Genomic DNA, 15,231 nt, shown 5'->3' with positions numbered 1-15,231 from the left:
TCGTGATGTCACGAGCTCGTGACACCGTAATCGCGCGGTCTGCCAAGCGTTTACATCCACTACAACGCGGTCCCTGACGCGGATTTTGAGGATCTCCGCGCCCAGCCGCGGAAGATCGGCGAGAGATGCCGGCTGGACCATCGCGTCGAGCGTGTCCATGGGCAGGTCCGCCTCGGAAATTTGCTTGACCTTGGCGGTGGTCTTGCCCGTTTCGCCATCCTTGCGAACGATCAGTGCGTTGAACCTGGCGTCCCTTCCCTTGGTGCGTGCCGGTTGCGGCCCTTTCGTGCAGAAAGTCTGCGATCACGCCCTTGTTTGTTACCCCGAGCGATTTACTGCGCGTGGTGGCATGCCACGCGGGTCGTTCCGATATTGCGCATCTCGGGATTTTCCGTCCTGCATCGATCCGTGGCCAGCGGACAGCGCGGGTGAAAGGCACAGCCCGGCGGCGGGTTGATGGCATCGGGGATCTCCCCCTTGGGCGGGTCGATCTCGCGGCCGAAGGCATCCATCCGGGGGGCCGCATCAAAGAGCATTTGTGTGTAGGGATGTTTGGGTTCGTTGAACAAGCGGTCGCGCGGCGCCTCTTCGACCAGCCGGCCCAGGTAGAGCACGCCGATCACGTCGGCCATGTGCTGCACCACGGTCAGATCGTGGCTGATAAACAGATAAGTCAGGCCCAGTTCCTCGCGCAGGTCGGACATGAGATTCAGCACCTGGCTTTGTACCGAGACATCCAGCGCCGAGGTCGGCTCGTCGCAGACGATGATCCGCGGCTCCGAGGCGAGTGCCCTGGCGATGCAGATCCGCTGCCGCTGCCCTCCGGAAAACTCGTGCGGGTATTTTCCGGCATCGGCAGCAGACAGGCCGACCTGTTCGAGCAGCTTTTCGGCCAGGCCGCTGGTCCGCCTGCCCTTGGCCGAGACCGGTTCTTCTATGATGTCGCGCACCCGCCAGCGCGGGTTGAGCGAGGCGAAGGGATCCTGAAAGATCATCTGGATGTCGTCGCGGACCGCTTCGATCTTGCTCTGATCCGTCTCCGTGGCCAGATCCACCCCCTCAATCTTGACTGATCCATTGCTGGGCGGAACCAGCCCAACCATGATCTTTCCGATGGTGGACTTGCCAGAACCGCTTTCGCCGACAAGGGCGTAAACACTATTTTCCGGAACATCGAAGCTTACCTCGGACACGGCCGTAAGCAGGGCCTTGGGTCGGCGCTCGATCACGCGGTTGAGCCAGGGTTTCGAGACGTCAAAGACCCGGGTCAGGTCGCGGACAGAAATCAGCGCGCTCATGCGGATACCTTCTGATCGGTGGTCAGGGGGAACCAGCAGGCGGCCCGACCATCACAGCGGTCCAGCGTCGGGCCGGGTTCGTTTCGGCACTGTTCCTGCGCAAATTCACACCTGGGGTGGAAGGCACAGCCGCTGGGAAGGGCGCCCAGCCGTGGCATCGAACCTGGGATTTGCCGCAGCCGCTTGCGCCCCTGGCTGGCCAACGGTGTCGAGGCCATGAGCCCTGCGGTATAGGGGTGGCGCGCGTTTGTCAGGACCTCACGGACCGGTCCAAGCTCGGCCAAGCGTCCGGCATACATGACGGCGACGCGGTCTGCGGCCTCGGCGATCACGCCCATGTCATGGGTGACCAGCATCACGGCCACACCACGGTCGCGGCAGAGCCGTTTAAGAAGTGCGACGATCTGGGCCTGGACACTGACATCCAGTGCGGTGGTGGGTTCATCGGCAATCACGAGATCCGGCTCGGCACAAAGCGCGAGCGCGATGACCACCCGCTGCCGCATCCCGCCGGAAAATTCGTGCGGATAGCTGCTGATCCGTTGGGCGGCGGCGGGGATTCCGACCTCTTCCAAGGCGGCGATGGCGCGCTTTCTGGCCTCGGTCTGTCCGACCCTGAGGTGTTCGAGGATCGTCTCGGTCAGCTGGTCGCCGACGGTCAGCAAGGGGTTCAGGGATGTCAGGGGGTCTTGGAAAATCATTCCCATCTTCTTGCCGCGCAGGCGGCGAATGGTGTCCCCCTTCAGGGCATGGATGGGTTGCCCGGACAGCAGGATTTCTCCCGATGCGATGCGCGCGGGCCGGTCCAGCAGGCCGATCACCGCGTTGCCGGCCATGGATTTTCCAGCGCCCGATTCACCCACGACACCCAGGATTTCACCGGCATGAATGTCATAGCTGACGTGGTCGACCGGGCGCAGCACACCGTGGCGCGTGGGAATCTCCACGACGAGGTTGCGGACGGAAAGAACGGGTGTCTGGGTCATCTCAGCCTCGGGTTCAGGGCGTCGCGCAGCCAGTCGCCCAGCAAGTTGATGGAGAGGGCCAGTGAGAGGAGCGCAAGGGCCGGGAAGAAGAGAATCCACCATTCGCCCGAGAACATGAACTCCTGACCGATGCGGATCAGCGTACCCAGCGAGGGCTTGGTCGGCGGCGCGCCTACCCCGAGGAATGACAGGGTAGCCTCCGCGATGATGGCCAGCGCCAGAGAGATCGTGGCGATCACCAGAACCGGGTTGAGCACGTTGGGCAGGATGTGCCGTAGCATGATGGCAAAGGGCGAGCGGCCGATCAGCCGGGCGGCTTGCACGTACTCCTTGCCCTTCTCGACAAGGGTCGCACCGCGCACCACGCGGGCGAACTGCACCCAGTCGGACAGTCCGATGGCCAGGATCAGAACCCAGATCGCCATCTGGTCACGGTATTCGGGGGGGGTGATCCCCTTGGCAATGCCGAAGATCAGCATTGCCACAAGGATCGCCGGAAAGGTCAGTTGCACATCGGCCACGCGCATGATGATCGATTCGACCCAACCGCCGAGGTAGCCCGCGAGCAGCCCCAGCGTGACGCCGATCACCATCGCCAGCATCACGGCCGCGAACCCGACGAACAGCGAAATCCGCATTCCGTATAGAATGGTCGAAAAGACATCGCGCCCCTGGTCATCGGTGCCCAGCAGAAACTGGTCGCCGGTAAAGGCATTGGGCTCGCCCGGCGGGGTGAAGCCGTTCATCAGGTTCAGCGTGGCCGGGTTGAAAGGATCATGCGGCGCGATCAGCGGCGCAACGACAGCGGCGAGGACCAGCACCATGACCACGAAGAACGAAATGATCGCGACTGGTGTCTGACGGAACGACCAGACGAAATCGCTGTCCCAGATACGGCGGGCCCGGTTCGTGGCCGCAGGAGCCCTGGTTTCGGCTGAGTCTGTCATCTTAGTTGCCTCCCTGCGTGCGGTCCGCGCGCAGGCGCGGATCGATCGCGAAATAGAGCATGTCGACGATCAGGTTGATGCCCACGAACATGACCGAGATCAGCATCAGGTAGGCCGCCATGACAGGGATATCGACGAACTGGATCGCGTTGATGAAGAGCAGGCCGACGCCGGGCCACTGGAACACGGTTTCGGTAATGATGGCGAAGGCGATGATGCTGCCCAGTTGCAGGCCAGTGATGGTGATGACCGGAACAAGAGTGTTCTTGAGTGCATGGCGGAAATTGATCGCGCGCTCGCGAATCCCGCGGGCGCGGGCGAACCGGATGTAGTCCATGCGCAGAACCTCAAGCATCTCGGTTCGGACCAGCCGCATGATAAGCGTCATCTGGTAGAGGCCCAGCGTGATCGCGGGCAGGATCAGGGCCTTGAGGCCGCTTTCAGTCAGAAACCCGGTGGTCCACCATCCAAGATCTGTGACTTCGCCCCGCCCGAAGCTGGGTAGCCAGCCGAGCTCGACCGAGAAGAGGTAGATCAGCAGGATACCGATGAGGAAGGTTGGCAGTGACACGCCGATCAACGAGCCGGTCATGATGATGTTGGCTGACAGGCCGCGCCGACGGATCGCGGTGAAGATCCCTAGTGCAATGCCCCCGATCAGTGCCATCAGGCCAGAAATGAAGGCCAGTTCCAGGGTGGCGGGAAGACGCTCGATCAGGATATCGGCAACCGGGCGACCTTGGCGATACGACAGGCCGAAATTGCCCTGCACCGCCTGTTCCAAAAACCGCCAATATTGCACGACGAAGGGTTGATCGAGGCCCAGCTGCTCGCGCAGACGTTCGATATCGGCCTGAGTGCGTTCCTGCCCCAGCATGTTGTCGATGGGATCACCGACGAAGCGGAACATGGAAAAGGCGACAAGCCCCACGACGAAAAGCACCAGAATGGACTGCGCCACGCGGCGGATGATGTAGGCAAGCATGTGCGGGACCCCCGGAATCGACCGCCCCGCACCCTGAAGGACGCAGGACGAAGACGGGCGGCACTTCTCGCGCCGCCCGCCTGTTGGGTCGGATCAGTTCATTTCGAAGAACTTGAACTTCGGATCGTCCTCGGGGCTGACTTCGATGCCGACGGCATCGGTCATCCCCCAGTTAAGGACCTGGTGGTGGATTGGCAGGTAGAGCGTTTCCTCCTGCACGACCTCCCAGATCGACGCGATGTCTTCGTTGCGGACCTCGAGATCGGTCTCGGAGGCGAGAGAGACGATCATCTCGTCAAGCTCGGGGTTGGAATAGCCGGTGTTGTTCCAGCTTCCGCGCTCGTCGCCGCGGGTGTGAACCAGGAAGTTGAAGATGTATTCCGAATCGTAGGTCGGAACGCCCCAGCCGAGCATGTAGAAATCGGTCTCGGCATTGGTGATCAGAGGGAAGTGCTGTGCCTTGGGTTTGGCATCCAGGTTCACGGTGACACCGATCTGTGCCAGCATGCCCACGGTGGCCTGACAGATCGCCTCGTCGTTGATGTAGCGATCGTTCGGGCAGTCCAGCTGGATCGAGAAGCCGTCCTCGTAGCCGGCATCGGCCATCAGCGCCTTGGCCGCGTCAACATCCGTTTCCACCGAGTCCATCTCTTCGGTCCAGCCGTTGACGAAGGGCGGCGCGATCATGCCCGCAGGCTCCGACTGGCCACGCATGACCACTTGCTGGATGGCCTCACGGTTGATGGCCATGTTCATAGCCTGACGCACCCGGACATCAGCCAGCGGGTTGGCGCCGTCGACGTCGTCATTGGCCAGGTCATCCGCACCGATGTTCATGCCGAAGAAGATCACGCGGTTCTGTGGTGCGGTCTTCACGACAAGGCCCTCGGTATCCGCGACGCGGCCCAGGTCCTGCACCGGCACGTCCTGGATGAAGTCCACCTCGCCCGACAGCAGTGCCGCGACGCGGGTCGCGGCGTTCTGGATCGGGGTGTAGATGATTTCGGTCACTTCCATGGGGAATTCGTCCATGCCCCAGTAATCCTCGTTCTGGGTCAGGACGGTGCGCACGTCAGGTTCGCGGCTCACCAGTTCGTAGGCGCCGGTGCCGTTTGCGTTGGCTGCGGCGAAGGTTTGCTCGCCACCCTCCACGTCCTGCACGTCGACCGCGTCATTCGCTTCGGTCCAGCCCTTGTCCATCATGAACAGGTTGGTCAGGTTCGCCGGGAGAATCGGGTTCGGGCCGTCGGTCTCCATCTCCACTGTGTAATCGTCCACCGCGCGCACCTCGATGATCGAGGCAAGAAGTTCCTTCATGTTGGAATTCTCGGACTTCGCACGTTCAATCGAGAATACCACATCCTCTGCGGTGAAATCCGCGCCGTCATGGTAGGTAACACCCTCGCGCAGCTCGAAGACCCATACGCTCGGATCTTCAGGGCTGGGTGCCCAGGATGTCGCCAGTGCGGCCTGCGGTGCCCCGGTCATGTCGCGGATGATCAGCGGCTCGTAGATCTGGTGCGACAGCGTGTGAGTCGGCCCCTCGTTCTGGGCATGGGGATCCAGCGTTAGGGAATCACCCGCCCGCGCCCAGCGCAGCGTTTCGGCAGAAGCGCCGATCGACGTCGACGCCAGAAGCGCCGCTGCCAGGATACCGGTTTGATATTTCATCTTGTTCTCCCAGGTTGCAGTTATTCGGCAGCCTTGTCCCGGCCGCGCGACCATCACCGAGACTAGAGCGAAAGCTGCTGGGCAGACAAGCCATCTGCTGGGGGTGACGCGAGGTAAATCAAACTGTAGCCATGAACCCTTATCCAGTGCTCGTACTTGCAGCAGTTGAGCGGGCTGTTGCACCAGCGTGCCATTTTCGCCGCGATGCGGCGTCATCGACCGGAATCCCTTTGCAAATGTGCCGGGCCCTTCGCAATATGCAAGAGACGCGCGGCCCCTGTTTGCGCTAGATTTTTCTTCCTTCCCCGCTGCGGGGTTCCTTGGTCGTCATGTTTGCCACTCTCAATACGGACCTGGCCCTGTCAGGGGCTCTCCCCCATTTCTGGGCACGCCTTCTGGTTGTGGCACTTGCTACTGTCATCGTGGCGCTGGCCATTACCGTGAACCGTCGCCCCTTGTCGCGCCTGATGCGGGAACGGAACGATGCGCAGGCGGTGCAATCCTCGCATTTCGGAAACCCGATGCGTCTCGGGGGGATCGCCATCTTTGCCGGCCTGGGCGCGGGCCTGCTCGTTACCCGTTGGGATAGCCCGGCCATGCCGGCGCTACTTGTTCTTTCCGCGGCACCGGCCTTTCTGGCCGGTTTGTGGGAGGATCTGGGCTATGGTGCCTCGCCCCTGCGGCGGCTGATCGCCTCGTTCCTCGCCGCAGCATTGGCTGTCATTCTTCTCGAAACCTGGGTAGGCCGGGCCAACATGCCGGGGCTTGACCAGGTTTTGCGCTTTGCGCCCACCGGCATCCTGCTGACCGTGATCGTTTCGGCCGGGTTCTGCCACGCGACCAACCTGGTGGACGGGATGAACGGGCTGGCGGCGGTGGTCATTACCGTGGCTGCGGCCGGGCTGGCGATCCTGGCACATGGGGCGGGCCAGTCCGACATCGCGATGATGGCAGCGATCGTAGGGGCGGCCATGGTCGGGTTCTTCATGCTCAATTGGCCTTTCGGGACCATGTTCATGGGCGATGCGGGGTCCTATGGTGTCGGGCATGTCCTGATCTGGTTGGCCTTTCTCCTGGCCGACCGAAACTCCGAGATCGCTGTGCCGGCATTGGTTTTGGTGCTGTTCTGGCCCTTCGCCGATACCTTGCACTCCATTGCGCGGCGTTTGGTGGGGCGGGCGCCGGTCTTTGAGCCGGACCGAATGCACCTGCACCAAAAGACGCGCCGCTGCATCGAAATCGTCTTTCTTGGCGGTGCCCACCGTAAACGTTCGAACCCTCTCACGACCTTGGCACTGACGCCACTGGTCATCATGCCCGTTCTTACCGGGGTCGCGCTGGCGGCTGATCCACGGGCGGCCTGGATTGCGCTCGCATTCTTTGCAACACTCTTTGGCGTTACTCATGTGGCGATCACCCGGCTGGCTATCCGCCGGCGGCGCAAATACAGGTGCGCCCGGCAAGATGCAGGTTCGCAAGCAAGTGGGACGGTGGCGGCTATCGAACACTCGAATTACAGTCATACCTACACCGATAACGGCTGTGACCTGAAAGTGCGCATCTACCGTGAGCCGGGCCAGACAATCTGGCGGCTGGCCATCATCGATCGTGATAGCGAACCGATCGAGTGGCAGGCCACCTTTGCCACCGAGCTGGAGGCACGGGAGGAATTCGAAGCCACTGTGCGGAATGGTAGCGTCGTGGGCCTTGTGGCGGGCAGCAAATCGGACGGCTGACTACCCGGTCAGGCTGCGGAGGTATTTGCCGTAGTCGTTCTTGGCAAAGTGGTCGGCGCGCGCACCCAGGTCCGCCGCCGTGATCCAGGAATTCGCAAAGGCGATCTCGTCGGGGCTGCCCGTCTGAAGGCCTTGGCGCGTTTCCAGTGTGCGCACGAAGTTCCCCGCATCGAGCAGGCTGCCATGGGTGCCGGTGTCGAGCCAGGCATAACCCCGACCCATCGTTTCGACGGCGAGTGTCCCCTCGTCCAGGTACATTTCCAGCAGCGAAGTGATCTCCAGTTCGCCCCGTGCCGAGTGCGTGACTCGGGCGGCCTTCTCCGGGGCGGTGCCATCCAGGCAATAAAGGCCTGTGACCGCATAGTGGGATGGCGGTTTTTCGGGCTTCTCGATGATCCCGCGCACGGTTCCGTCCGTGCCGAAGTCGATAACGCCATAGCGTTCCGGGTCTGCAACCCGGTAGCCGAAGACCGTGCCACCGCTGTCGCGCTTGGCAGCCCTCGCCAGCATGTCTGGAAGCCCGTGGCCGAAAAAGATATTGTCGCCCAGCACCATCAGCGAGGCAGCGCCATCGAGGAAATCCGCGGCCAGCGTATAGGCCTGGGCAAGCCCTTCGGGCGCGGGCTGGGTGATGAAGGTGAGCTGGATACCCCATTGGCTTCCATCGCCCAGGACGCGCTGGAACTGGGCACTGTCCTGGGGGGTCGTGATGACGGCGATCTCCCGGATACCGGCCAGCATCAGAACCGATAGCGGATAGTAGACCATCGGCTTGTCGTAGATTGGCAACAGCTGCTTCGACACCCCCAGCGTGACGGGATAAAGCCGCGTGCCGGACCCGCCGGCCAGGATGATGCCCTTGCGATCAGTCATTGTCTCAGGTCTCCGAGTTCCTTCAGGACGTCACGCAGACCGGTCTGCCACCGGGGACGTGTAATGCCAAAGGCGTGTTCCGTTGTGCGACAATCGAGCCTGGAATTGAGAGGTCTTTTGGCCGGTGTGGGATAGTCCGACGTGGGGATGCCGGTGATGGACACGGCGTGACCGGTCATTCCGAAAATCGCTTCTGCAAAGCCCTTCCAACTGGTGTCTGGCCAGCCCGCGAAATGATATATACCCGTCTGCCCTGGGTTCTCGCGCAGGGCGCCTGAGATACTCAGGCAGGCCGCCGCGATGTCGGCCGCAGGGGTCGGCCCGCCGACTTGGTCCTCGACGATCGACAACGCCTCGCGGGTCCGGCCGAGACGCAGCATGGTTCGCACGAAATTTCCCCCCTGCGCCGAGAACACCCAGGATGTGCGCAAGATGGCATGAGGCCCACCGGCTTGTACGATGGCCCGCTCGCCGGCCAGCTTGGTACGACCGTAAACGCCAAGTGGGCCGGGCCCATCCCCGGGGTGCCAGGCTGTGTCGCCGCTGCCGTCGAACACGTAATCGGTCGAGATATGCAACAGCGGAACGCCCTGCGCCGCGCAGGCTTCAGCCATCGCCCCGGGAGCATCGGCATTGACGCGCATTGCCACGGCTTCGTCGTCCTCTGCATGGTCAACGGCGGTATAGGCGGCGGCATTGATCACGGCGTTTGGAGCGTGGGCGTGGATCGCCGCTGCACATCCCTCGGGATCGCAAAGGTCCGCGTCTTTCCGCCCAAGGAACACCGCCCCGGGCGCGCGGCGGGCCAGCTCGGTGGCGATCTGGCCGGATTTGCCGAAGACGAGCAGGGTCATGGTCTTACGCCGAGTCGCGCACCGACCCCGTCACGGTCTTGCAGCGCGCGCCACCAGCCCTCGTTCATCAGGTACCAGTCAACGGTTCGGGCCAGCCCTTCCTCGACCGTGACCGAGGGCCGCCAGCCCAGTTCCTCACGTATGCGTTCGGGATCTATGGCATAGCGTGCATCGTGCCCGGGACGGTCGGCGACGAATTCGATCAGATCGGCATATGACCCCTCGTCGCGAGGGCGTTTCTCATCGAGGATGGCGCAGATCGTGCGCACCAGTTCCAAGTTGCTGCGCTCGTTCTCACCACCGATGTTGTAGCTGCGCCCCAGCTTGCCCTTTTCCAGAACCAGCAGCAGCGCATCGGCATGATCCTCGACATAGAGCCAGTCACGCACGTTCGAGCCGTCGCCGTAGATCGGCAGCGGCTTTTCATCCAGCGCGTTGAGGATGATGACCGGCACAAGCTTCTCGGGGAAATGGAAGGGGCCATAGTTGTTGGAACAATTGCTCAGAATCACCGGCAGGCCGTAGGTCTCGTTCCAGGCGCGCACCAAGTGGTCACTCGCCGCCTTGGAGGCGGAATAGGGACTGCGCGGATCGTAGCGCGTGTCCTCGGTGAACTGCCCTTCCGCCCCGAGCGTGCCGAAGACCTCGTCGGTCGAGATGTGATGAAACCGGAAGTCTTCAGGTTTGCCGTGGCGCACCCAGAAGGCGCGTGCCGCCTCCAGCAACTGGTAGGTCCCGGTGATATTCGTCTCGATGAAGGTGCCCGGGCCGTCGATCGACCGGTCGACATGGGATTCTGCCGCCAGGTGCATCACCGCGTCGGGGGTATGAGCTTCGAATATCCGGTCGAGCGCGACACGGTCGCGGATATCTGCATGTTCGAAGGCATAGCCCGGGTCCTCGGCAACCTCGGCCACGTTGTCCGGGCAGGCGGCATAGGTCAGCGCATCGAGATTGATCACAGCGTGGCCGCGCGCGATGGCGAGGCGCACCACGGCCGATCCGATGAAGCCGCAGCCCCCCGTCACGAGCAGCTTCATGGCCTCAGCCCTCCCATGTGAAATAAGCAGGAAGGTCGCGCAGGCGCGGCGCGGCGGCATCCTTGTCCGACAGCACGGGGTCACCGTCCAGCCCCCAGTCGATGCCGAGTTCCGGATCGTCGAAGCGCACGGCCCCGTCACAGTCGGGCGCGTAGTAGTCGGAACACTTGTAGATAACTTCGGTCTCGGGCTGCCGCGTGACAAAGCCATGCAGAAAGCCTTCGGGGACAAACAGTTGACGGCCATTTTCGAAACTCAGCTCGACCCCCGTCCACTGGCCGTAGGTCGGACTGCCGTGGCGGATGTCGACGGCCACGTCGAAAAGCGCTCCACGGCCACAGCGCACCAGCTTGGCCTGCGCATGGGGCGGCGACTGAAAGTGTAGCCCCCGCAGGGTGCCCGCCTGTCTCGACAGGGAATGGTTGTCCTGTACGAAGTCGATGTCCAGACCCGCCTCGGCCATGCGACGCCGGTTCCAGGATTCCGAGAAGAAGCCACGATCATCACCGAACCGCGCCGGTTCGATGATCACGATACCCGGCAACCCTGTCTTCAGAACCTGCACGAAAAACCTCCGCTCGATGCTGGTTCCGCTTAGCAAGACCGGATCAGGATGTCACGGGAAAGGCGGGCGAAGGGCTGATGGAGAGGCGCCTGCGCCCTTTCCATGGACGCCACGGTTTCGAACTTGCAAAAACCCTGTGGTCAACTCGAAGCCCACTCGTAGAAGTCGAAGGCGGCGTCGCCCAGGGAATCGCCGATCTCGGTGAATACGCCGAGTGGACTGTTCCGCATGCGTTCAACCAGCCTGTCCAGCTCGGACCAATTGATCTTTCCGGTCATAAGCCCCTCGATGGTCATGTTGACGATGGTCACAACGGCGTCGATGCCCACGCCGCCCGCTGCGATCGGATTCAAGGTGCGGAGAATCTTGAAGCTGGCGTCAAAATAGGGATTGCCCTTGAGGGTCGGGGCCATGCCCTCGATGACAGCCTGTATCGCGCCAATCACGGCGGCCCAGGGCACGGCCACGCTCATACCCAGCTCATAGGCTTTTCCGGCAGCGGCGCCGTATTCGCCCTTTTGCCAGTGGTTGTAGTATTCCAGGGCAGTCACGATGACAGACAGCACGACTGCCCCCCTGCCCAGGGCCCTGAGTTTGGGCGCGATCGACTGTCCGTGCTTGCCCATCTCCTTGAGGAACGCGACGGACATCGGGGCCGATCTTGTTCTGAGCAAGACACCGAGGACCTGCGCTGCCTGCGGCGCGGACAGCCCGGCATCCTTGAGGACCTTGATCCCCTGCGCGACCTTGAGGATGTTCCCGGCCTCACCGAGGGTTGCGATCATGCCCTTGACCGCGGGGCCGTAGTTCTTGAGGGACTCGTCAAGAAATTCCTGTGCGTAGTCCTGGTCTTCCAGCTCGTTCGAAATAGCAGCGTGCAGCTTTTCGTGATTGTCCAGTTCCGGCTCGCTCAGCCCGGCACCCGGGCCCTTGGGGGGGCGCATATCTTCTTGAGACGGCATCGACATTCCGGCCCACTTTCCCTCCGAGGACGGGTCGCTGAGCCCGCGTATCGTCTTGGCATCTGGATCAACCCGTCCGTCGCCGCGATGAAAACCCATGACGCATTTCTGGAAATCCCGGATCGCACGGATCGTCTTCGGGCCTGACAGCCCGTCGACCACCAGCGGCTGGCGCGGCGGGTTCATGAGGTCGTTGAGCCTTTGCTGCACCGCTGCGACGTCTTGGTTCTTGTTGCGACCGCCGGCGCCGACGCTGCCGGAAATGAAAAGCGAGCTGTTGATGGGCATGGGGAATCTCCTTTCGGTCAATATGGGCGTTGTCACACTGGCAAGATCCGGTATGGGCCTTGCGGCCCTAATCGATCCTGTAATCGAACCCCTCCTCGCCCATCCCCACCTCGACGCTGGCGAACTCGGTACCCTCCAGCGTGCGGGTGAGCACGGCGCGCGACAGGTCGGGCAGGATGGAGTTGGTGATGATGTTGTCGACCACGCGACCGCCCGAGTCGGGGTCGTTGCACTGGGCCACGATGTGATCGACGACCGCGTCGGAGTAGTGCAGTTTCGCGCCGTGGCCCGCTGTCATGCGCTCGACGATGGCGTCCAGCTTGAGCCGCACGATGCCGGACAGGACATCCGGGTTCAGCGGGAAGTAGGGGATCGTCACGATGCGCCCCAGAAGCGCGGGTGGGAACACCTGTTGCAGGTGCGGGCGCAGAGCCGTGCTGAGCTCATCCGGGTCGGGGCGGGTCTCGCCGCGCGCGGCCATGTCCATGATCGCCTCGGTTCCCACGTTCGAGGTCAGAAGGATCACCGTGTTCTTGAAATCGACCTTGCGGCCTGTTCCGTCTTCCAGGATGCCCTTGTCAAAGACCTGGAAGAACAGCTCGTGAATGTCGGGGTGTGCCTTCTCGACCTCGTCCAGAAGCACCACCGAGTAGGGCTTCCGGCGCACTGCCTCGGTCAGGCGACCGCCCTCGCCGTAGCCCACGTATCCCGGCGGCGCCCCCTTGAGCGCCGAGACGGTGTGCGCCTCCTGGAATTCACTCATGTTAATGGTGATGACGTTCTGTTCGCCCCCGTAGATCGCCTCTGCGAGGGCCAGCGCGGTCTCGGTCTTGCCCACGCCCGAGGGACCACAGAGCATGAAGACACCGATGGGCTTGCCCGGGTTGTCCAGCCCGGCGCGGTTGGTCTCGATCCGCTTTGCGATCTGGGTCAGGCCGTGATCCTGGCCGATGACCCGTTCACGCAGCTGATCGGGCAGGTTGAGGATGGCGCGCAATTCGTCGGTGACCATTCGGCCAACAGGGATGCCCGTCCAGTCGGACACGACCGAGGCGACGGCCTGTTCGTCCACGTGAGCATAGATCATGCGGCGGTCTGGATCGCCGCCTTCAAGGACGCCGACTTGAGCGGCCAGTTCAGCCCGCAATGCCTCGGGGTCGCCGCTCATTGCTTTCGCCTCGGGCTCAGTGGGTGGTGTCGCGCCGCCATCTTCTGCGGCTTCCGCGTCGTCCTTGCCCCAGACCGCCTCGCTTTCTCCGGCTTCCTGCGCGTTCCCGCCGCGCGCCGTGGTCAGCCTTTGGCGCAGCGACAGGATATCGTCGACCAGGTCCTTTTCCCGTTGGTAATGCATCTCGGCCGCGTCCAGAGCGGTTCTCTTTTCTTCCAGTGTCTCGTTGATCTCGGCGATGCGGTCGGCGCTGGTCTCGCCCAAGTCTGCCTGGGCCTTCTTGGCAGACAGTTCGGTTTCCAGCGCGGCGATCTCGGCCTGGAGATCCGCGACCAGAGCAGGGACTGCCGACTGGCTGATCGCCACACGGGCCGAGGCCGTGTCGAGCAAAGACACTGCCTTGTCGGGCAATTGCCGCGCGGGCAGGTAGCGTGCCGAAAGCGTGACGGCCGCCGTCACCGCTTCGTCCGAAATGCGCACCTTGTGATGTGCTTCCATCGGGTCGAGCAGCCCACGCAGCATGGTACAGGCCCGGTCAATCGAGGGTTCGTCCACGTTGACAGGCTGGAAACGGCGGGTCAGCGCCGGGTCTTTCTCGAAATGCTGGCGGTATTCCGACCATGTCGTGGCCGCGATGGTTCGCAGGGTGCCGCGCGCCAGAGCCGGTTTCAGCAGGTTGGCGGCATCTCCTGTGCCCGCTGCGCCGCCTGCGCCGATTAGCGTGTGCGCCTCGTCGATGAACAGGATGATCGGGGTTGGTGAGGCCTGGACCTCGTCAATGAGAGAACGCAGGCGCTGCTCGAATTCGCCCTTCATGCTGGCGCCGGCCTGCATCAGGCCGATGTCCAGTGCGAAAAGCCGAACACCCTGCAACGCCGGCGGTACCTTGTCGGCGGCCAGCGCCTGTGCAAAGCCTTCGACGACGGCGGTCTTGCCGACACCCGCCTCGCCGGTCAGGATGGGGTTGTTCTGCCGCCGCCGCATCAGCACGTCGATGACTTGGCGTATTTCCTCGTCGCGGCCGACGATCGGGTCCATCTTGCTGGCCTCGGCCTGGGCGGTCATGTCGATGGCAAAGCGTCCCAGCGCGGTTTGTCCGGTGCCTGGCTCGTGTCCGGGTTCGCCGCCCGCGCCGGTCAGTCCGGAGCCGTCCATCGGGCGCATGTCCTCTTCTTCTGAACCGGCCCAAACGGTGCGTGCATCTGTGACGATCTGGTCGGCGTCCAGTGTCGCCATCAGCGGACTGATGGTTTTGAGCGCCTGGTAGAGGTCGCGTGTGCGCAGCATGGCGACCAACACATGTCCCGACCGGATCTGGGCCTCGCCAAACAGCAGCGTGGCGTAGTGCCAGCCGCGATCCAGCGCGTCTGTCATGTGGGCGGAAATGCCCGGCATCTCGGTCACGTTGCGGCGCAGCCCCGCGATGGCCTTTTCGAAATCGCCCAGCACGCGGCCTCGGTCGATGCCGTAGTGTTGCAGTGACACGGTAACATCGGAGCGTTCATTCTCAAGCAGGTGGAAGATCCAGTGTGTCAGCTCCAGGTGCCGGTTGCCCTCGCCACGGGCATGGCGCAGGGCCTGCATGAAGGCATCGTAGCCCACGCGATTGAGCTTTCCGGTGACGGTTTCGAGGCTGATCTCTGTCATGACATGACTCCTGTCTCGGTGGTGTCGGGGGCATCACCACTGTCTTCGATGTTGTTGGAAATATTCGGGGGCCTCATCGTTTCGGGCGCGGTCGCGATCTCGGCCTGGCGTAGGTACGAGGCCGAGAAGATCGCGCATGTGACGCGCTCAGAGCTTTCGGCCGGTGCCTTCTCGGTGGTGTCAGGGCGCATGAAGCTGGTCCAGCCCAGCT

General features: G+C 62.9%; 13 protein-coding genes and 1 pseudogene. 2 read left to right on the top strand and 12 right to left on the bottom strand.

Annotated features, from left to right (window positions below):
* Positions 1-45 precede the first annotated feature (45 nt).
* The 6 genes and pseudogenes from VJ897_RS05365 to VJ897_RS05340 all read right to left on the bottom strand — a co-directional run.
* Positions 46-168: pseudogene (locus VJ897_RS05365) on the bottom strand (oxidoreductase); the annotation flags it as partial.
* 164 nt (positions 169-332) lie between these two features.
* Complete coding sequence (locus VJ897_RS05360; protein WP_324053961.1) at positions 333-1,298, bottom strand: ABC transporter ATP-binding protein; 966 nt, start codon at positions 1,296-1,298, stop codon at positions 333-335.
* Complete coding sequence (locus VJ897_RS05355; protein ID WP_324053959.1) at positions 1,295-2,284, bottom strand: ABC transporter ATP-binding protein; 990 nt, start codon at positions 2,282-2,284, stop codon at positions 1,295-1,297. The genes VJ897_RS05360 and VJ897_RS05355 overlap by 4 nt, the downstream gene beginning before the upstream one ends.
* The gene (locus VJ897_RS05350; protein ID WP_324053957.1) at positions 2,281-3,231 is read right to left on the bottom strand and encodes an ABC transporter permease; all 951 of its coding nucleotides are present in this window, start codon (positions 3,229-3,231) and stop codon (positions 2,281-2,283) included. Before VJ897_RS05350 ends, VJ897_RS05355 begins: the two co-directional genes overlap by 4 nt.
* Position 3,232: 1 nt before the next feature.
* Positions 3,233-4,216: an ABC transporter permease gene (locus VJ897_RS05345; protein ID WP_324053955.1), complete on the bottom strand. Its 984-nt coding sequence runs from the start codon at positions 4,214-4,216 to the stop codon at positions 3,233-3,235.
* 93 nt (positions 4,217-4,309) lie between these two features.
* The gene (locus VJ897_RS05340) at positions 4,310-5,887 is read right to left on the bottom strand and encodes an ABC transporter substrate-binding protein (protein ID WP_324053953.1); all 1,578 of its coding nucleotides are present in this window, start codon (positions 5,885-5,887) and stop codon (positions 4,310-4,312) included.
* Positions 5,888-6,216: 329 nt separating this feature from the next.
* Here VJ897_RS05340 and VJ897_RS05335 point away from each other — a divergent pair, with 329 nt between their 5' ends.
* Positions 6,217-7,623, top strand: coding sequence for an MraY family glycosyltransferase (locus VJ897_RS05335; protein ID WP_324053951.1), 1,407 nt, complete (start codon positions 6,217-6,219; stop codon positions 7,621-7,623).
* Here the strand turns inward: VJ897_RS05335 and rfbA are convergent, their stop codons facing one another.
* The 6 genes from rfbA to tssH form a co-directional block, all read right to left on the bottom strand.
* The gene (gene rfbA / locus VJ897_RS05330) at positions 7,624-8,496 is read right to left on the bottom strand and encodes a glucose-1-phosphate thymidylyltransferase RfbA (protein ID WP_324053949.1); all 873 of its coding nucleotides are present in this window, start codon (positions 8,494-8,496) and stop codon (positions 7,624-7,626) included. It abuts the gene before it with no gap.
* Positions 8,493-9,350: a dTDP-4-dehydrorhamnose reductase gene (gene rfbD / locus VJ897_RS05325; RefSeq protein WP_324053947.1), complete on the bottom strand. Its 858-nt coding sequence runs from the start codon at positions 9,348-9,350 to the stop codon at positions 8,493-8,495. Before rfbD ends, rfbA begins: the two co-directional genes overlap by 4 nt.
* The gene (rfbB, locus tag VJ897_RS05320) at positions 9,347-10,390 is read right to left on the bottom strand and encodes a dTDP-glucose 4,6-dehydratase (RefSeq protein ID WP_324053945.1); all 1,044 of its coding nucleotides are present in this window, start codon (positions 10,388-10,390) and stop codon (positions 9,347-9,349) included. Before rfbB ends, rfbD begins: the two co-directional genes overlap by 4 nt.
* Positions 10,391-10,394: 4 nt before the next feature.
* Entirely contained in the window at positions 10,395-10,955 is a 561-nt protein-coding gene (gene rfbC, locus VJ897_RS05315; RefSeq protein ID WP_324053943.1) for a dTDP-4-dehydrorhamnose 3,5-epimerase, read from the bottom strand.
* 140 nt (positions 10,956-11,095) lie between these two features.
* Positions 11,096-12,205, bottom strand: coding sequence for a peptidoglycan-binding domain-containing protein (locus tag VJ897_RS05310; RefSeq protein WP_324053941.1), 1,110 nt, complete (start codon positions 12,203-12,205; stop codon positions 11,096-11,098).
* Positions 12,206-12,272: 67 nt separating this feature from the next.
* Positions 12,273-15,020, bottom strand: a complete 2,748-nt coding sequence (tssH, locus tag VJ897_RS05305) for a type VI secretion system ATPase TssH (RefSeq protein WP_324053939.1) — start codon at positions 15,018-15,020, stop codon at positions 12,273-12,275.
* 3 nt (positions 15,021-15,023) lie between these two features.
* Between tssH and VJ897_RS05300 the strand changes: the two genes are divergently transcribed.
* On the top strand, positions 15,024-15,231 hold a 208-nt coding region (locus VJ897_RS05300; protein ID WP_324053937.1), incomplete at its 3' end, for a hypothetical protein.

It is taken from the genome of Salibaculum sp. (assembly GCF_035270045.1).
GTDB lineage: Bacteria > Pseudomonadota > Alphaproteobacteria > Rhodobacterales > Rhodobacteraceae > Salibaculum.
Note: the sequence above shows the minus strand (reverse complement) of the source record. Positions and strands in the feature narration are given on the sequence as shown.

What these genes read in the sequence shown, in the direction of transcription:
- VJ897_RS05340 (WP_324053953.1), bottom strand. Translation starts at nt 5,887, where the DNA reads ATGAAATATCAAACCGGTATCCTGGCAGCGGCGCTTCTGGCGTCGACG.
- rfbB (WP_324053945.1), bottom strand. Translation starts at nt 10,390, where the DNA reads ATGAAGCTGCTCGTGACGGGGGGCTGCGGCTTCATCGGATCGGCCGTG.
- VJ897_RS05310 (WP_324053941.1), bottom strand. Translation starts at nt 12,205, where the DNA reads ATGCCCATCAACAGCTCGCTTTTCATTTCCGGCAGCGTCGGCGCCGGC.
- rfbD (WP_324053947.1), bottom strand. Translation starts at nt 9,350, where the DNA reads ATGACCCTGCTCGTCTTCGGCAAATCCGGCCAGATCGCCACCGAGCTG.
- VJ897_RS05350 (WP_324053957.1), bottom strand. Translation starts at nt 3,231, where the DNA reads ATGACAGACTCAGCCGAAACCAGGGCTCCTGCGGCCACGAACCGGGCC.
- tssH (WP_324053939.1), bottom strand. Translation starts at nt 15,020, where the DNA reads ATGACAGAGATCAGCCTCGAAACCGTCACCGGAAAGCTCAATCGCGTG.
- VJ897_RS05360 (WP_324053961.1), bottom strand. Translation starts at nt 1,298, where the DNA reads ATGAGCGCGCTGATTTCTGTCCGCGACCTGACCCGGGTCTTTGACGTC.
- VJ897_RS05345 (WP_324053955.1), bottom strand. Translation starts at nt 4,216, where the DNA reads ATGCTTGCCTACATCATCCGCCGCGTGGCGCAGTCCATTCTGGTGCTT.
- rfbA (WP_324053949.1), bottom strand. Translation starts at nt 8,496, where the DNA reads ATGACTGATCGCAAGGGCATCATCCTGGCCGGCGGGTCCGGCACGCGG.
- VJ897_RS05335 (WP_324053951.1), top strand. Translation starts at nt 6,217, where the DNA reads ATGTTTGCCACTCTCAATACGGACCTGGCCCTGTCAGGGGCTCTCCCC.
- VJ897_RS05355 (WP_324053959.1), bottom strand. Translation starts at nt 2,284, where the DNA reads ATGACCCAGACACCCGTTCTTTCCGTCCGCAACCTCGTCGTGGAGATT.